This is a genomic window from Streptomyces sp. NPDC088157 (assembly GCF_044741545.1).
Lineage (GTDB): Bacteria > Actinomycetota > Actinomycetes > Streptomycetales > Streptomycetaceae > Streptomyces.
Genome location: NZ_JBIUSU010000006.1, coordinates 675,323 through 692,917, shown reverse-complemented (window position 1 = coordinate 692,917; position 17,595 = coordinate 675,323). Strand labels below are relative to the sequence as shown.

Here is a 17,595-nt window from a genome sequence, read left to right as displayed (position 1 = left end):
ACGCCCGGTTACATTCCGAACCCGGAAGCTAAGCCTTACAGCGCCGATGGTACTGCAGGGGGGACCCTGTGGGAGAGTAGGACACCGCCGAACAATCATTCAAAGGGTTGGTCCCTGAACTTTGGTTCAGGGACCAACCCTTTTTTGTTTTCGGCCACTTGAAGTTCATGTTCCGCCCTCAGCATCCACGGCATGGGTACTGCTGCAATGCTCAGAGCCGCAGGCGTCGGAGTGGGTGACGAGGTCATCGTGCCGGCCTTCGGGAATGCGGAAGTCGCCGGAGCAGTCGCTCTGGCGGGCGCGTTGCCGGTGTTCGCCGATGTCGATCCGTTGACGTACTGCCTGGAGCCGGACACCGTCGAGGCCGTCGTAACACCGCGCACCGCGGCCGTCGTTGTCGTGCACCGCTTCGGCCGGCCGGCGAACGTCGCTCGGTTGCACGGGGTGGGGCGGCGGCATGGGCTGCTGGTGTTGGAGCAGGGGGAGTCCGAGGCGCCGTACGACGAGATCGCGCAACGGCGGGAGCGGGCCGCCTTCCTGGACGGGCGGTTGCGTGGGGTGCGAATGCCGGACGGCGGGGACGGTCACACCTATCAGCAGTACGTCGTGCGGGTGCCGGGGAACGGGCGGCCCGACCGGGATGCTTTCGCGCGGGCCTTGCGGGGAAAGGGAGTCGAGTGCCGGGTGCCGGTGAAGACTCCGTTGCACCGGCTGCCCGAGTTCCGGCGGTGCGTGTCGCTGCCTGAGACCGAGCTGGCCGCGGACGAGACCCTCGCCTTGCCGGTGGACGCCTCGTTGACGAAGCGGGACATGCAGCGGATCCTGTCCGCCTGCAACGCGCTCGGCGGACTGCTTCAGCCCGCCTTCTGAACGAGTTTGGGAACACCGGCCAGTTCGGGGTACGATCTGTTCTGTTGCCGCGAGGGAAACCTCGAAAGCGACCGGCCCTCTTAGCTCAGTCGGTAGAGCGTCTCCATGGTAAGGAGAAGGTCAACGGTTCGATTCCGTTAGAGGGCTCCACAAAGAAAGCCCCCGCCCTATCGGGCGGGGGCTTTCTTCATGCCCTGCGTACTCTTTTCTCACGCCACTCGCATCGCCAGGATCGCCATGTCGTCGGAGGGGGCGTCGGACGCGAAGCGTTCCACCGCGCGCATGATGCGGGCCGCGACCGCGCCGGCCGTGAGGCCCGTGCAGGTGGTGAGGACGTCGGCGAGGCCGTCGTCGCCCAGCATGCGGGTGCCCTCGCGGCGTTCGGTGACGCCGTCCGTGACGCAGAGCAGGACGTCGCCCGGATCGAGGGTGACCGTCTGTTCGTAGAGTTCCAGGTCCTCCATGACGCCCAGCAGGGGCTGGGGCTCGGCCGCTGCCTCGACCGTGCCGTCCTGGCGCAGGCGCAGGGGGAGCGGGTGGCCGGCGCAGACCACCTTCAGCTCGGCGCTGCCGTCCTCCCGGGGGCGCATCTCGCCGTAGAGGAGGGTCAGGAAGCGGCTGCGGGCGCCCTCGTCGAGGATGGCGGAGTTGAGACGCTCCAGGACGGCCGGGCCGCTCAAGCCCTCCCTGGCCAGGAGCCGAAGGGCGTGCCGGGCCAGGCCGGTCACCGCCGCCGCGTTCGGGCCGGTGCCGCAGACGTCGCCGATGGCGAAGCCGTAGACGCCGTCTCGGATGGGGAAGACGTCGTAGAAGTCGCCACCGACCTCGTTGCCCTCTCCGGCGGCGCGGTAGATGACCTCGACCTCGACGCCGTCGATCTTGGGGGTCTCCGGGGGCAGGAGGCTGCGCTGGAGGGCCTGGCTGATGGCCGTGCGCTCGGAGTACAGGCGGGCGTTGTCGAGCGCCAGGGCCGCTCGGCGGCTCAGGTCCTCGGCCAGTTCCAGGATCTCCTGACGGAAGTGTTCGTCGGTGGGCTTGCCGAGGGTCAGCATGCCGATGACGCGGTTGCGGGCGACCAGGGGGAGGACGACGGTCTCGCCGCCCACCGCCGAGGCGGTGGCGAGCGTGGGACCGATACCGGACGACACCTGGTGGGTCGGGCCGCCGGTCAGTCCGAGGCTGCGCATGGAACTGCGCAGGGCCGCGTCGTGCGCGGCGGCGGCCGGGGCCGCCCAGACCCGGGCGCCGGGAGTGGGGACCGGGTCCGGCGGGGCGATCTTCGAGAGCAACGACTTGATGCCGTCGATGAGTTCCTCGTCCTCGTGCAGGACGTACGACAGGTAGGGGTCGGAGGCCTGGTCGGCGATCGTGTAGACCGCGCACCACGTGGCCAGGGTCGGAACGGTCATCTGGGCCATCAGAGCCAGGGTCTGGTCGCGGTCCAGGGTGCCCGCGAGGAGGTCGGAGGCCTCGACGAGGAAGCTGAGGGAGCCTCGGCGCAGGCGCTCCAACTCGCCCAGGCGGGCCGACTCCACGGCCAGGGCGATGCGGTCGGCCGCGAACTGGAGGCGCAGGGCCTCCTCGTTGGAGTAGCGGCCGGCGGCCTCCGCGGCCACGCCGAGGGAGCCCGTGAGGCGGCCCTCGACCTTGAGCGGGACCGTGACGACGGAGCGCATGCCCGTGCCGTTCAGCAGGGGCACGGCGCCGGGGACGGCCAGGAGGTCCTCGTGGACGGCCGGCATGCGGGCCGAGCCGTAGCGGCCGGGGCCCGCCTCGACGGGCACGCGCGCGAAGCGCTGGCGGGCGGAGGGCAGGCCGGTGGAGGCGCGTACCTCCAACTCCGTCTCGTCGTCGGTCGCCAGGAGGAGGAAGGCGGAGTCCGCGTCGAGCATGTCGCGGGCGCGTTCCACCGTGCGCTGGAGGAGACCGTCGAGGTCGTCCGGCGCGGGGGAGCCGATGAACACCTCGAAGGGGTCCGTGCTCTGGCCGTCGGAGCCGGTGGTCGTGTCGGAGGCCGGGAGGCGCGACGGGGTCTGCAGGACCGCCCGTTCGTGGTCGCGTACGAGAAGGCAGACGGTGGAGGGCTCGCCGTCGGTGTCGCGAACGCGGAGGTGGGACGCGTACACGGGCGTGACGCGGCCGTTGGAGCCGCGGATGCCGTAGCTGCCCTCCCAGCGGGAGAGTTGGAGGGCTTCGACGATGCCGGTACTGGTGCCGGGCGTGTGCGGCCAGGCGGCGAGGTCGGTGAGGGGCTTGCCGGTGACCTGGGCGGCCGTGTAGCCGAAGAGTTCCTCGGCGTCCTCGTTCCAGGCCGAGATGGCGCCGGTACGGTCGATCTGGACGACCGCCACCCGTACCCGGCTGTCGGCGAGCGGGAGGAGGGCGGCCGGGAGGGACGGGCCGGCCGTGCGGGTGCCCACCGGGCGGTCGGGGAGGTCGAGCTGGAACCAGACCTGTTTGCGGGTGGGGGTGTACTCGACGCCCCAGCGGCCGGCGATGGCCGCGCACAGCTGGAGGCCGCGGCCGCCTTCGCGGTCCGGACTGCCCATGGTGGCGAGGGAGCCCTGGAGAGGGATCTCGCGTTCGGGATACCGGTCGGACACCTCGATGCGCACGCCCTCGGCGCTGCGCAGACACAGGACGTCGGCGTGGGTGCCCGCGTGGACGACGGCGTTGGTCACCAGTTCACTGGTGAGGACGACGGCGTCGTCGATGATGTCGGCGAAGCCCCAGCCCTGGAGGGTGTCCCGGACGAAGGAGCGGGCGGTCGCTACCGATCGTCCGACGGGCTCGAAGCTGGCAGCCGCGCGCGCGGTGATCACTGAACTCCTCGGCCGGTCGTCGACGTGCAGGGCTCCCTGGCCGGTCAGGTCGCCCCGCTGGTGGGGCGCACGCGTGCTTGCAGGCCGGGGGTCCGGGGTCTGTCCCCCCGGAATCAGTCCGGTGGTCATGTGTGCGGCCGCCCCTCCGATGCCCGCTCGTGCTCGTGCCACCGCCCAGGCCGGTCGGACCGGCGTGGCTGGACAGCCGCATGCAAGGTTACTTACCTTCCGGGTCCCTAAGGATGCCGGTCACCTGTGTTTCCGCCCGAGGGTGTGCGGACGATGTGCGAAGCTGCCGAACTGTTATGGCCTGGTTCGGCAAGGGTGAAACACTGGGCAGGCTTCTTGTGAAGGTCCGGGCAGACTGGGTGTCTTCTGAGTACAGGGGGCAGCAGTCCCCCGGGTCCGCCTGGTTTCATCGGGCGGATGCCCGAGTGGCACCAGGTATGGCGAGCAGCAGCACCCAGGCACAGCGGTTACGGTCGATCCCTGCGGGAGGGACAAGTGGAGTCTGGCGCAGCGACGCGGGGCACTAAGGCGCGCGCGAAAGGCGGACAGTCTCTGAGCAGGCCGCGCACACCACGTGGCGGGACGACCGTCGTGGACACGGCGGCCCTGAACCGGCTGCTGGGAGCCCTGGTGTCCATGCGGGAGGGCAATTTCCGCAAGCGGCTCACGGTGTCCGGGGACGGCGTGATGTCGGAGATCGCGGCCGTGTTCAACGAGGTGGCGGACCGCAATCTGCATCTCACGGGTGAGCTGTCGCGGGTGCGGCGCATGGTGGGACGTGAGGGAAAGCTCACCGAGCGGCTCGAGACGGGCGCCTGTGAGGGGTCGTGGGCGACGGCCGTCGACAACTCGAACGCGCTGGTCGACGACCTGGTCCGGCCGGTCTCCGAGGTCGGGCGGGTGCTGTCGGCGGTCGCCGAGGGCGATCTGTCCCCGCGGATGGAGCTCAGGACCCAGACGCCGGAGGGGGCGGCCGGGCAGCCGTTGCGCGGCGAGTTCCTGAAGGTCGGGCGGACGGTCAACAACCTGGTCGACCAGCTGTCGACGTTCACCGACGAGGTCACGCGGGTGGCCAGTGAGGTGGGCACCGAGGGCAAGCTGGGCGGTCAGGCCCAGGTGCGCGGTATGTCCGGTTCGTGGAAGGACCTCACGGAGTCCGTCAACACGATGGCGTACCGGCTGACGGCGCAGGTGCGGGACATCGCGCTGGTGACGACGGCGGTGGCCAAGGGGGACCTGTCCCGGAAGGTGACGGTCCACGTCGAGGGCGAGATGCTCGAGCTGAAGAACACCGTCAACACGATGGTGGACCAGCTCTCCGCGTTCTCGGTCGAGGTGACGCGGGTCGCCCGCGAGGTGGGCACCGAGGGCATTCTCGGTGGTCAGGCGCAGGTGTCCGGCGTGGACGGCGTGTGGAAGGAGCTCACCGATTCGGTGAACACCATGGCCGGGAATCTGACGGCCCAGGTGCGCGGGATCGCGGAGGTGACGACGGCGGTCGCCAACGGTGACCTGTCGCAGAAGGTGACGGTGTCGGCGCGCGGTGAGGTCGCGCAGCTCGCCGACACGATCAACCAGATGACCGAGACGCTGCGGACCTTCGCCGACGAGGTCACGCGCGTGGCCAACGAGGTGGGGGCCGCGGGGCAGCTGGGCGGCCAGGCGAACGTGCCGGGCGCGGCCGGGACGTGGAAGGACCTGACGGACTCCGTCAACACGGTGTTCCGCAATCTCACCACGCAGGTGCGGGACATCGCCGCCGTGACCACGGCCGTGGCCAGCGGAGATCTCTCGCAGAAGGTCACGGTGGACGTGGCCGGCGAGATGCTGGAGCTGAAGAACACCGTCAACGGGATGGTCGACCAGCTGTCGGCCTTCGGCGCCGAGGTGACGCGCGTGGCGCGCGAGATCGGGGTCGAGGGTGAGCTGGGCGGTCAGGCGCAGGTGTCGGGCGCGGCCGGTACGTGGAAGGACCTGACGGACTCCGTCAACACGGCGTTCAGGAATCTCACCGGACAGGTGAGGAACATCGCGCAGGTCACCACGGCCGTGGCCAATGGTGATCTGTCGCAGAAGGTCACGGTTGACGTCTCCGGCGAGATGGCCCAGCTGAAGAACACCGTGAACACCATGGTGGACCAGCTGTCGTCGTTCGCCGACCAGGTGACCCGGATGGCCCGGGACGTGGGCACCGAGGGCCGGCTGGGCGGGCAGGCCCGGGTGGACGGCGTCTCGGGTACGTGGAAGGAGCTGACGGACTCCGTCAACTCCATGGCGGGGAACCTGACCTCGCAGGTGCGCAACATCGCGCAGGTGACGACGGCCGTGGCCCGCGGTGACCTGTCGCAGAAGATCGACGTCGACGCGCGCGGGGAGATCCTCGAGCTGAAGAACACCATCAACACGATGGTCGACCAGCTCTCCGCGTTCGCCGACCAGGTGACGCGGGTCGCGCGCGACGTGGGCACCGAGGGGCGGCTGGGCGGGCAGGCGCAGGTGCCCGGTGTGGCGGGTGTGTGGCGGGACCTGACGGACTCGGTGAACGGCATGGCCGGCAACCTCACCGCCCAGGTGCGCAACATCGCCCAGGTCGCCACCGCCGTGGCCCGCGGTGACCTCTCCCAGAAGATCACCGTGGATGCGCGCGGGGAGATCCTGGAGCTGAAGAACACCCTGAACACGATGGTCGACCAGCTGTCGTCGTTCGCCCAGGAGGTCACCCGGGTGGCCCGTGAGGTGGGTACGGAGGGGCAGCTCGGCGGTCAGGCCGAGGTGCAGGGCGTCTCCGGTACCTGGAAGGACCTCACCCAGTCCGTGAACTTCATGGCGAACAACCTGACCATTCAGGTGCGCCAGATCGCGGAGGTCACGACCGCGGTCGCCAAGGGCGACCTGTCGAAGAAGATCACGGTCGATGCCAAGGGCGAGATCCTGGAACTGGTCACCACCGTCAACACGATGGTCGACCAGCTGTCCTCGTTCGCCGAGCAGGTGACGCGGGTGGCCCGTGAGGTGGGTACCGAGGGCATCCTGGGCGGTCAGGCGCATGTTCCGGGCGTCACGGGCATCTGGAAGGACCTCAGCGGCAACGTCAACCTGATGGCCAAGAACCTGACCATGCAGGTGCGCAACATCTCCCAGGTCGCGGCGGCCGTCGCCAACGGCGACCTGACGCGGCAGGTGACGATCGAGGCGCGCGGCGAGGTCCAGCAGCTGGCCGACACCTTCAACACGATGGTGAAGACGCTGTCCTCGTTCGCCGAGCAGGTCACCAAGGTGGCCCGTGAGGTGGGCACGGACGGCATCCTGGGCGGTCAGGCGCATGTGCCGGGTGTGGCGGGCACGTGGAAGGACCTCACCGACTCGGTGAACGGCATGGCGTCGAATCTGACCGGTCAGGTGCGCAACATCGCCATGGTCACGACGGCCATCGCCAAGGGCGACCTGACGAAGAAGATCGACATCGACGCGCGCGGGGAGATCCTCGAGCTGAAGACGACCATCAACACGATGGTCGACCAGCTGTCGTCGTTCGCCGAGGAGGTCACCCGGGTCGCCCGCGAGGTGGGTACCGAGGGGCAGCTGGGCGGTCAGGCACGCGTGCGTGACGTCGACGGCACCTGGCGCGACCTGACGGAGTCCGTGAACGAGATGGCCGGGAACCTGACCCGGCAGGTGCGTGCCATCGCGCGCGTGGCGACCGCGGTGACCCGCGGCGACCTGAACCTGAAGATCGACGTGGACGCGTCCGGGGAGATCCAGGAACTCCAGGACTACATCAACAAGATGATCGCCAACCTGCGCGACACCACGATCGCGAACAAGGAGCAGGACTGGCTCAAGGGCAACCTCGCGCGCGTGTCCGCCCTGATGCAGGGCCGGCGCGACCTGCAGGACGTGGCCTCGCTGATCATGAGCGAGCTGCCGCCCCTGGTGGCCGCGCAGCACGGTGCGTTCTTCCTGGCGATGCCACCGGCCGACGGGGGCGTGGATCAGTACGAGCTGCGGATGCTGGGTTCGTACGGCTACTCGATGGGCTCCATGCCGACGTCGTTCCGGCCGGGCGAGGCGCTGGTGGGGACGGCGGCCGAGGAGAAGCGCACGATTCTCGTCGCGAACGCGCCGACCGGCTATCTGAAGATCTCCTCGGGGCTCGGTGAGGCGCCGCCCGCGCAGGTGATCGTGCTGCCGGTGCTGTTCGAGGGCCAGGTGCTCGGGGTGATCGAGCTGGCGTCCTTCACGCCGTTCACGCAGATTCAGAAGGACTTCCTGAACCAGCTCGCCGAGATGATCGCGACCAGCGTCAACACGATCTCCGTCAACACCAAGACGGAGCAGCTGCTGAAGCAGTCGCAGGAGCTGACCGAGCAACTGCGGGAGCGGTCGGCGGAGTTGGAGCAGCGGCAGAAGGCCCTTCAGGCGTCCAACGCCGAACTGGAGGAGAAGGCCGAGCTGCTGGCCCAGCAGAACCGCGACATCGAGGTGAAGAACACCGAGATCGAGGAGGCGCGGCAGGTTCTGGAGGAGCGCGCCGAGCAGCTCGCGGTGTCGATGCGGTACAAGAGCGAGTTCCTCGCCAACATGTCGCACGAGCTGCGCACGCCGCTCAACTCGCTGCTGATCCTGGCCAAGTTGCTCGCCGACAACGCGGACACCAACCTGACGCCGAAGCAGGTCGAGTTCGCCGAGACGATCCACGGCGCCGGGTCCGACCTGCTCCAGCTGATCAACGACATCCTGGACCTGTCGAAGGTCGAGGCGGGCAAGATGGACGTCTCGCCGACGCGGATCGCGCTCGTCCAGCTGGTCGACTACGTGGAGGCCACCTTCCGTCCGCTGACCGCGGAGAAGGGCCTCGACCTGTCCGTGCGGGTGTCGCCGGAGCTGCCGGCCACGCTGCACACCGACGAGCAGCGGCTGCTCCAGGTGCTGCGCAACCTGCTGTCCAACGCGGTGAAGTTCACCGACTCCGGCTCGGTCGAGCTGGTCATCCGGCCGGCCGGGGCGGAGGTGCCGGTGGCGATCCGGGAGCAGTTGCTGGAGGCCGGTTCGCTGACCGACGCGGACGCGCCGCTGATCGCGTTCTCGGTGACCGACACCGGCATCGGGATCGCGGCGAGCAAGATGCGGGTGATCTTCGAGGCGTTCAAGCAGGCGGACGGCACCACCAGCCGGAAGTACGGCGGTACCGGCCTCGGGCTGTCGATCTCGCGGGAGATCGCGCAGTTGCTCGGGGGTGAGATCCACGCGCAGAGCGAGACGGGCCGTGGTTCGACGTTCACGCTGTACCTGCCGCTGCATCCGAGTGAGCTGCCGCCGCAGGGTTACCAGCAGGTCGTGCCCGCCCTGGAGGCCGGTGACCTGGTGGCCTCGGAGAACGGGGCGCGCGAGCTGTCGGAGCTGTCCGAGGCGGAGATCGAGACGCCGGCCGAGGTGCGGTCGTACCAGGACGCGCAGAACGGGCCCGCGGCCCTCTTCCGGCGCAGGCGCCGGCTGGTGAGCGGCGGCGAGCAGGTGGGGCGGCCGGAGCAGTGGCCGGCCCGCGCGCAGGAGGCCGGGGCGAACGCGCGGGTGGGCATCCGGTTCGGCGGTGAGAAGGTGCTGATCGTCGACGACGACATCCGCAACGTGTTCGCGCTGACCAGCGTCCTGGAACAGCACGGCCTGTCGGTGCTGTACGCGGAGAACGGCCGGGAGGGGATCGAGGTCCTGGAACAGCACGACGACGTGGCGGTCGTCCTGATGGACATCATGATGCCCGAGATGGACGGCTACGCGACGACCACGGCCATCCGCCGGATGCCGCAGTTCTCCGGGCTGCCGATCATCGCGCTGACGGCGAAGGCGATGAAGGGCGACCGGGAGAAGGCGATCGAGTCGGGGGCCTCCGACTACGTGACCAAGCCGGTCGACCCCGATCACCTGCTGTCCGTGATGCGGCAGTGGATGCGGGACGAGTGAGGGGATCTGCGCAGTGACGGGAACCTTCGGCGTGTGCCCTGAGTTGTTGACTCAGGGTGTCCGCCGCCGTGTAGCGGGGCGGAATCCGGGGAACCTTCTGGTCTTCCGCTGCGTTCCTGCTACGTGCACAGTGACATCACGGTGACAGGGTGTGGCGACGGTCGGGGTGCGGCTACCATGACCGGCACAGGGATGGGCGGCGTAAAGGAGTCGTCCCCAGGGGCGGCGCCCGGTGCACTGCCGGGGCGAGGAGGGCGGGCCATGGTGCAGAAGGCCAAGATCCTCCTGGTCGATGACCGGCCGGAGAATCTGCTGGCGCTGGAGGCGATCCTCTCTGCGCTCGATCAGACGCTGGTGCGGGCATCGTCCGGGGAAGAGGCGCTCAAGGCACTGCTGACGGACGACTTCGCGGTCATTCTGCTGGACGTCCAGATGCCGGGAATGGATGGCTTCGAGACGGCCGCGCACATCAAGCGGCGGGAGCGGACCAGGGACATCCCGATCATCTTCCTCACCGCGATCAACCACGGGCCGCACCACACCTTCCGCGGATACGCGGCGGGCGCGGTGGACTACATCTCCAAGCCGTTCGACCCGTGGGTGCTGCGCGCGAAGGTCTCGGTGTTCGTCGAGCTCTACATGAAGAACTGCCAGTTGCGCGAGCAGGCGGCGCTGTTGCGGTTGCAGTTGGAGGGCGGTGGCGGCAAGGCCACGGCGGGCGGTGGCGCCAAGGAGTCGGCGGGTCTGCTCGCCGAGCTCTCCGCGCGGCTCGCGGCCGTCGAGGAGCAGGCGGAGGCCCTGTCCAAGCAGCTCGACGACGAGTCCGCGGACGCGGCGGCGGTGGCCACGGCGGCGCACCTGGAGCGCAAACTCACGGGTCTGCGCCGGGCGCTGGACGCCCTGGAGCCGGGCACCGGCAGCGGCGCGGCCTCGCTGCCGTCGCAGAACTGAACGGAACTGACGCGTGCGACACCTCGAGTTGTGCGTGAGGGCGCGTCAGTTCCATCTCCACCCAGGGCGAGCGGGTCAGTTCCGCGCCTTCGGGAAAGCGACACGAACGGGTGAAGCAGTGGGCACACGTGTCCGTTGTGGTCTCCACCGGTAACCTCACACCCATGGCCTCACGTCCTTCCGCAGCCAAGAAGCAGCCCGCCAAGAAGGCGGCTGCTCCCGTGAAGGCTCCGGCGAAGAAGGCCGCTGCCAAGAAGGCCCCGGCGAAGAAGGCGCCCGCCAGGAAAGCCGCGGCCAAGAAACCCGTGCCCGCACCGGCCCCGAGTCCCACGGGGGGCGTCTACAGACTGGTGCGCGCCATCTGGCTCGGACTGGCCCACGCCGTCGGCGCCGTGTTCCGTGGCATAGGGAACGGCGCGAAGAACCTCGACCCGGCGCATCGCAAGGACGGCGTCGCGCTGTTGCTGTTCGGCATCGCGCTGATCGTCGCCGCGGGTACCTGGGCCGACCTGCGCGGTCCCGTCGGCGACCTGGTCGAGATCCTGGTGACCGGCTCCTTCGGGCGGCTTGATCTGCTGGTGCCGATACTGCTGGCGGTCATCGCCGTGCGCTTCGTCCGGCACCCCGAGAAGCCCGAGGCCAACGGCCGTATCGTGATCGGCCTGTCCGCGCTCGTCATCGGCGTGCTCGGCCAGGTCCACATCGCCTGCGGCGCGCCCGCCCGCAGTGACGGCATGCAGGCGGTAAGGGACGCCGGAGGCCTCATCGGCTGGGGTGCGGCGACCCCGTTGACGTACACGATGGGCGAGGTTCTCGCCGTACCGCTGCTGGTATTGCTCACGATCTTCGGGCTGCTGGTCGTCACGGCGACGCCGGTCAACGCCATCCCGCAGCGACTGCGGCAGCTAGGGGTGCGGCTGGGCGTGCTGCCCGACCCGGAAGCGGACGAGTACGACGACCTCGACGACGACGCGCGTTACGACGAGCAGTGGCGCGAGGCGCTGCCCGGGCGCCCTCGTCGGCGCTCGGGCGCCCCCGGGGCGTACGGCCCCGAGAACGCCGAGGAGGAGGCGCTCTCCCAGCGGCGCGGCCGTCCCCGGCGTTCCGCGGTGCCGCAGCCGGCCATGGACCGGCGAATGGACGCCGTGGACATCGCCGCGGCCGCCGCGGCCGACCTCGACGGTGCCGTCCTGCACGGGATGCCGCCCTCGCGGATCGTCGCCGACCTCACCCAGGGGGTGAGCGGGGGCGACGGGGAGCCGACCACGCCGACGCCCGTTCCGGCGCCGGCCTCCAGGCCCAGGCAGGAGAAGCTCAAGACCGGTGGGGGATCGGTCCCGGACCTGACCAAGTCGGCCCCCGAGACGATGCGCGAGCTGCCGCCGCGGGCGGAGCAGCTCCAGCTGTCCGGCGACATCACCTACGCGCTGCCCTCGCTCGACCTGCTGGAGCGCGGTGGCCCCGGCAAGGTGCGCAGCGCGGCCAACGACGCGGTGGTCGCCTCGCTGACGACCGTGTTCACCGAGTTCAAGGTCGACGCCGCGGTCACCGGCTTCACCCGTGGGCCTACGGTCACGCGCTACGAGGTCGAGCTCGGCCCCGCCGTGAAGGTCGAGCGGATCACCGCGCTCGCGAAGAACATCGCGTATGCCGTCGCCAGCCCCGACGTGCGGATCATCAGCCCGATCCCCGGCAAGTCCGCGGTCGGCATCGAGATCCCGAACACCGACCGGGAGATGGTCAACCTCGGTGACGTGCTGCGGCTCGCCGAGTCCGCCGAGGACGACGACCCGATGCTGGTCGCCTTCGGCAAGGACGTCGAGGGCGGCTATGTCATGCACTCGCTGGCGAAGATGCCGCACATGCTGGTCGCCGGCGCCACCGGCTCCGGCAAGTCGTCCTGCATCAACTGCCTGATCACGTCCGTGATGATAAGGGCGACCCCCGAGGACGTCCGGATGATCCTGGTCGACCCCAAGCGCGTCGAGCTCACCGCCTACGAGGGCATCCCGCACCTCATCACGCCGATCATCACCAACCCCAAGCGGGCCGCCGAGGCGCTCCAGTGGGTCGTACGCGAGATGGACCTGCGCTACGACGACCTCGCCGCGTACGGCTACCGGCACATCGACGACTTCAACCGGGCCGTGCGCGAGGGCACCGTCAAGCCGCCCGAGGGCAGTGAGCGCGAGCTCCAGGCGTACCCGTACCTGCTGGTGATCGTCGACGAGCTCGCCGACCTGATGATGGTCGCGCCGCGTGACGTCGAGGACTCGATCGTGCGCATCACCCAGCTCGCGCGCGCGGCCGGCATCCATCTGGTGCTCGCCACCCAGCGTCCGTCGGTCGATGTCGTCACCGGTCTGATCAAGGCGAACGTGCCTTCGAGGCTCGCCTTCGCCACCTCCTCGCTCGCCGACTCGCGCGTCATCCTCGACCAGGCGGGCGCCGAGAAACTGATCGGCAAGGGCGACGGGTTGTTCCTGCCGATGGGCGCGAACAAGCCGACCCGTATGCAGGGCGCCTTCGTGACCGAGGCCGAGGTCGCGGCCGTGGTCCAGCACTGCAAGGACCAGATGGCGCCGGTCTTCCGGGACGACGTCACGGTCGGCACCAAGCAGAAGAAGGAGATCGACGAGGATATCGGCGACGACCTCGATCTGCTCTGCCAGGCGGCCGAACTGGTCGTCTCCACCCAGTTCGGATCGACGTCCATGCTCCAGCGCAAGCTGCGCGTCGGCTTCGCGAAGGCCGGACGGCTGATGGACCTCATGGAGTCGCGGAACATCGTCGGGCCCAGCGAGGGTTCCAAGGCGCGTGACGTTCTCGTGAAGCCGGACGAGTTGGACGGCGTGCTCGCGGTGATCCGGGGGGAGTCTGAGGGGTAGACGTCGGTCAGGGAAGCGGGGTCGGCCGTGATCCACCCGTTAGAGAGCAGTGGGCAACCGTTTCCCCTTGCCATACGTCAAGTTGAGCGAGAGGACAGGTGCGGCTCCTCGCCGGGGCCGCAACCGGCCCGTCATCGGCGTGTCCGGCCATACCGATGGCGTAAAGGTCCCACCGTCCGGTTGCCCCTCCCTTTGGCACCCCCCCTAGACTGAACCTCCAGCACAGGTGGCTACACGCTCGAAAGGCGCCCCCGTGTCCATCGGCAACTCCCCTGAAGACGAGCGTCCGTTCGAAGACCCGTCCGAGGAAGCCCCCTTCTCCATCGGCCGCGCCCTGCGGCAGGCGCGTATCGCGGCCGGGCTGACCGTCGACGACGTCAGTACCGCCACCCGAGTCCGTATCGCCATCGTCCACGCCATCGAGTCGGACGACTTCGCCACCTGCGGTGGAGACGTCTACGCCCGCGGGCACATCCGGACCCTGGCACGAGCCGTCCACCTCGACCCCGCCCCTTTGATGGAACGGTTCGACGCCACCCACGGCGGCCGTCCCGCGCCGACCCCCGCCGCACCGCTCTTCGAGGCGGAACGTATCCGCCCCGAGCGGCGCGGGCCTAACTGGACCGCGGCCATGGTCGCCGCGATCGTCGCCGTGGTCGGCTTCGTCGGCTTCACCGCGTTCACGGGTGGCGACGACGGCGGGTCGAAGGAGCAGGTCGCCGACGGCGCCACCCCCGCGACCGCCAAGACCGCCTCGCCCACGACGAAGACCGACAAGCCCGTCGACGGGACGCCGGAACCCTCCGACAGTGCCATCGCCGCGGCCCCCCAGGACAAGGTGACCGTCCAGGTCGTCGCCGTGGACGGCCGCAGTTGGATCTCCGCCAAGGACCACAACGGCCGGCTGCTCTTCGACGACCTGCTCAAGAAGGGCGACTCCGAGACCTTCCAGGACAGCGAGAAGATCAACCTGGTCCTCGGAGACGCCGGCGCGATCGATCTGTACGTCAACGGCAAGAAGATCGACGACGACTTCCGGTCCGGCGCCGTGGAGCGGCTGACGTACACGAAGGGCGACCCGCAGGTCGGATGAGCCGGGCGCGCCTTCGGGTCGACGGGGGCCGGCGAAGATCGCCAACCCCGTCGACGTCCGGTGTCGGTGGGACAAAGTAGTCTTGAGCCCATGCCTGAACGCCGTACCGTCGCACTTGTCACTCTCGGCTGCGCCCGTAACGAGGTGGACTCGGAGGAGCTCGCAGGCCGTTTGGAGGCGGACGGCTGGCACCTCGTGGAGGACGCCGAGGACGCGGACGTCGCCGTCGTCAACACCTGCGGCTTCGTCGACGCCGCCAAGAAGGACTCCGTCGACGCCCTACTGGAGGCCAACGACCTCAAGGGACATGGCAGAACCCAGGCCGTCGTGGCGGTGGGCTGCATGGCCGAGCGGTACGGCAAGGAACTCGCCGACGCCCTGCCCGAGGCCGACGGTGTGCTCGGCTTCGACGACTACGCCGACATCTCCGACCGCCTCCAGACCATCCTGAACGGTGGGATCCACGCCTCCCACACCCCGCGTGACCGACGCAAGCTGCTGCCGATCAGCCCGGCGGAGCGGCAGTCGGCGTCGGACGTGGCCCTGCCGGGGCACGGCGCGCCGACGGACCTGCCGGAGGGACTCGCCCCGCAGTCCGGCCCCCGCGCGCCCCTGCGCCGGCGCCTCGACGGCGCCCCGGTCGCCTCGGTCAAGCTCGCCTCCGGCTGCGACCGGCGCTGCTCCTTCTGCGCCATCCCGTCCTTCCGCGGCTCCTTCATCTCGCGCCGGCCCAGCGACGTGCTGAACGAGACGCGGTGGCTGGCCGAGCAGGGCGTCAAGGAGATCATGCTGGTCTCCGAGAACAACACCTCCTACGGCAAGGACCTCGGCGACATCCGGCTGCTGGAGTCGTTGCTTCCCGAACTGGCGGACGTCGACGGCCTCGAGCGGGTGCGGGTCAGCTACCTCCAGCCGGCCGAGATGCGGCCCGGTCTGATCGACGTGCTGACCTCGACGCCGAAGATCGCGCCCTACTTCGACCTGTCCTTCCAGCATTCGGCGCCCGGGGTGCTGCGCGCGATGCGCCGCTTCGGCGACACCGACCGCTTCCTTGAGCTGCTCGACACCATCCGGAGCAAGGCGCCCCAGGCGGGTGTGCGCTCCAACTTCATCGTCGGCTTCCCCGGCGAGTCCGAGGCCGACCTGGCCGAGCTGGAGCGCTTCCTGAACGGCGCGCGGCTGGACGCGATCGGCGTCTTCGGCTACTCCGACGAGGACGGCACCGAGGCCGCGACCTACGACGACAAGCTCGACGTGGACGTCGTGGCCGAGCGCCTGGCCCGGGTCTCCCGGCTCGCGGAGGAACTCGTCTCGCAGCGGGCCGAGGAGCGCGTGGGCGAGACCGTGCACGTACTCGTGGAGTCGCTGGACGAGGAGGGTGTCCACGGCCGTGGGGCGCACCAGGCTCCGGAGACGGACGGCCAGGTGCTGCTCACCTCGGGCGAAAACTTGAGCGTCGGTCGTATGGTCGAGGCGAAGGTGGTCGGTACGGAAGGTGTCGACCTGGTGGCCGAGCCCCTGCCGGGCTCGGTCGGGTGTAGTGAGGAGGCGGGCAGATGACGGGTGTTCCGGCATCGGCTGCGGGCGGCTCCTCGCAGGCTTCACCGGTTTCGCAGGCCCCACCGGGGCCTCAGACTTCCCAAGCTCCTCAGAGTTCTCAGGCGCAGGAGGCCAGGCCGGTTTCCTCGGGCGTGTCCGCCGTTGCCGGAGCGGCCCTGAGCGCCGACGCGGAGGGTGCCGCCAGGCCGCCGCGCGGCGCGAAGCTGGCGGCCGCCGCCGTCAACCAGGCGAGCGTCTGGAACATCGCCAATCTGCTGACGATGCTTCGGCTGGTCCTGGTGCCGGGCTTCGTCGCCCTGATGCTGGCCGACGGCGGCTACGACCCGGCGTGGCGCGCCTTCGCCTGGGCGGCCTTCGCGATCGCCATGATCACCGACCTGTTCGACGGGCACCTGGCACGGACGTACGACCTCGTCACCGACTTCGGGAAGATCGCCGACCCCATCGCCGACAAGGCGATCATGGGAGCGGCGCTGATCTGTCTCTCCTCACTCGGCGACCTGCCGTGGTGGGTGACGATCGTCATCCTCGGCCGGGAACTCGGGATCACGCTGATGCGTTTTCTCGTCATCCGGTACGGCGTCATTCCGGCGAGCCGGGGCGGCAAGCTGAAGACCCTCGTCCAGGGCGTGGCCGTCGGGATGTACGTCCTGGCACTGACGGGGTGGCTGGCCACCCTGAGGTGGTGGGTGATGGCCGCGGCCGTCGTCCTGACGGTGGTGACCGGGCTCGACTACGTAAGACAGGCCATTGTGCTGCGCAGGCAGGGAATCGCCGAGCGCAAGGCCGCGTCGGAGGAGACACAAGCGTGAATTCCCCGGCCACCGACGTGGTGCGACTACTCACGGTGAGGGAAGAGACGCTTGCCGTGGCCGAGTCGCTGACCGGTGGCCTGGTCGCGGCGGACGTCACATCGGTGCCCGGGGCGTCCAAGGTCTTGCGTGGTTCGGTCACCGCCTACGCCACCGACCTCAAGCACGAATTGCTCGGTGTGGACGCGGACCTGCTGGCCGCGCGTGGCGCAGTGGACGCGCAGGTCGCGGCCCAGATGGCCGCCGGAGTGCGCAGAGCGCTGGGTGCCGACTGGGGCATCGCGACCACCGGCGTCGCGGGCCCCGACCCGCAGGACGGACAGCCCGTGGGGACGGTCTACGTGGCGGTGGACGGACCCTTCGGGGCGGATTCCGGTTCTGCCGCTGGCGGAAAAGTGGAGGCCCTGCGGTTGAACGGCGACCGGGCGGAAATTCGTAGAGAGAGTGTACGGAGCGTACTCGCACTGCTCCTGACAGAGCTTGCGGGCGAACACACCGGGAATGAGCGGGCACAGGATACGGAACAGAACGGGGGGTTTTGATGTTTGCAGCCCTGAGTGAACACGACATCGCTCCCCGCACGGCCGCAGCGCGAGGCGGTACGGTGGGGCGTGAAGGATGCGGCTACG

Annotated in this window: 9 protein-coding genes, 1 tRNA gene and 1 rRNA gene; 10 read left to right on the top strand and 1 reads right to left on the bottom strand. The window is 69.5% G+C overall.

Translation table 11 applies throughout. The features are described from left to right. The 3 genes from rrf to ACIPFH_RS26955 all read left to right on the top strand — a co-directional run. Positions 1–93: ribosomal RNA gene (rrf, locus tag ACIPFH_RS26965) — 5S ribosomal RNA — on the top strand; the annotation flags it as partial. A gap of 114 nt (positions 94–207) precedes the next feature. Then, entirely contained in the window at positions 208–870 is a 663-nt protein-coding gene (locus ACIPFH_RS26960) for a DegT/DnrJ/EryC1/StrS family aminotransferase (protein WP_401830247.1), read from the top strand. Between the two features lie 74 nt (positions 871–944). Beyond that, positions 945–1,020, top strand: a tRNA-Thr gene (locus ACIPFH_RS26955). A 59-nt stretch (positions 1,021–1,079) separates the two neighbouring features. Here ACIPFH_RS26955 and ACIPFH_RS26950 read toward each other — a convergent pair. Beyond that, positions 1,080–3,821 (bottom strand): SpoIIE family protein phosphatase, encoded by a 2,742-nt coding sequence (locus ACIPFH_RS26950; RefSeq protein WP_401830195.1) that lies wholly within the window; start codon positions 3,819–3,821, stop codon positions 1,080–1,082. 375 nt (positions 3,822–4,196) lie between these two features. Here ACIPFH_RS26950 and ACIPFH_RS26945 point away from each other — a divergent pair, with 375 nt between their 5' ends. The 7 genes from ACIPFH_RS26945 (at position 4,197) to ACIPFH_RS26915 (ending at position 17,508) form a co-directional block, all read left to right on the top strand. After that, entirely contained in the window at positions 4,197–9,662 is a 5,466-nt protein-coding gene (locus ACIPFH_RS26945; RefSeq protein ID WP_401830192.1) for a HAMP domain-containing protein, read from the top strand. 261 nt (positions 9,663–9,923) lie between these two features. Next, the gene (locus ACIPFH_RS26940; RefSeq protein ID WP_401830190.1) at positions 9,924–10,613 is read left to right on the top strand and encodes a two-component system response regulator; all 690 of its coding nucleotides are present in this window, start codon (positions 9,924–9,926) and stop codon (positions 10,611–10,613) included. Positions 10,614–10,777: 164 nt separating this feature from the next. Next, positions 10,778–13,501 carry a DNA translocase FtsK gene (locus ACIPFH_RS26935; RefSeq protein WP_401830188.1) on the top strand — a complete coding sequence of 908 codons (2,724 nt, stop codon included), beginning with the start codon at positions 10,778–10,780 and terminating at the stop codon, positions 13,499–13,501. Positions 13,502–13,754: 253 nt separating this feature from the next. Beyond that, a complete protein-coding gene (locus tag ACIPFH_RS26930; protein ID WP_401830185.1) occupies positions 13,755–14,594 on the top strand; it encodes a helix-turn-helix domain-containing protein in 840 nt (279 codons plus the stop codon). Between the two features lie 90 nt (positions 14,595–14,684). Further along, positions 14,685–16,154 (top strand): 30S ribosomal protein S12 methylthiotransferase RimO, encoded by a 1,470-nt coding sequence (gene rimO / locus ACIPFH_RS26925; RefSeq protein ID WP_401830182.1) that lies wholly within the window; start codon positions 14,685–14,687, stop codon positions 16,152–16,154. Then, positions 16,151–16,966: a CDP-diacylglycerol--glycerol-3-phosphate 3-phosphatidyltransferase gene (pgsA, locus tag ACIPFH_RS26920; RefSeq protein ID WP_401830180.1), complete on the top strand. Its 816-nt coding sequence runs from the start codon at positions 16,151–16,153 to the stop codon at positions 16,964–16,966. Before rimO ends, pgsA begins: the two co-directional genes overlap by 4 nt. Next, positions 16,963–17,508, top strand: coding sequence for a CinA family protein (locus ACIPFH_RS26915; RefSeq protein ID WP_401830179.1), 546 nt, complete (start codon positions 16,963–16,965; stop codon positions 17,506–17,508). Before pgsA ends, ACIPFH_RS26915 begins: the two co-directional genes overlap by 4 nt. Positions 17,509–17,595 lie beyond the last annotated feature (87 nt).

Excerpts from the sequence above, each read along its gene's own strand:
- ACIPFH_RS26940 (WP_401830190.1), top strand. The coding sequence starts at position 9,924 with ATGGTGCAGAAGGCCAAGATCCTCCTGGTCGATGACCGGCCGGAGAAT.
- ACIPFH_RS26950 (WP_401830195.1), bottom strand. The coding sequence starts at position 3,821 with ATGACCACCGGACTGATTCCGGGGGGACAGACCCCGGACCCCCGGCCT.
- ACIPFH_RS26935 (WP_401830188.1), top strand. The coding sequence starts at position 10,778 with ATGGCCTCACGTCCTTCCGCAGCCAAGAAGCAGCCCGCCAAGAAGGCG.
- ACIPFH_RS26960 (WP_401830247.1), top strand. The coding sequence starts at position 208 with ATGCTCAGAGCCGCAGGCGTCGGAGTGGGTGACGAGGTCATCGTGCCG.
- pgsA (WP_401830180.1), top strand. The coding sequence starts at position 16,151 with ATGACGGGTGTTCCGGCATCGGCTGCGGGCGGCTCCTCGCAGGCTTCA.
- rimO (WP_401830182.1), top strand. The coding sequence starts at position 14,685 with ATGCCTGAACGCCGTACCGTCGCACTTGTCACTCTCGGCTGCGCCCGT.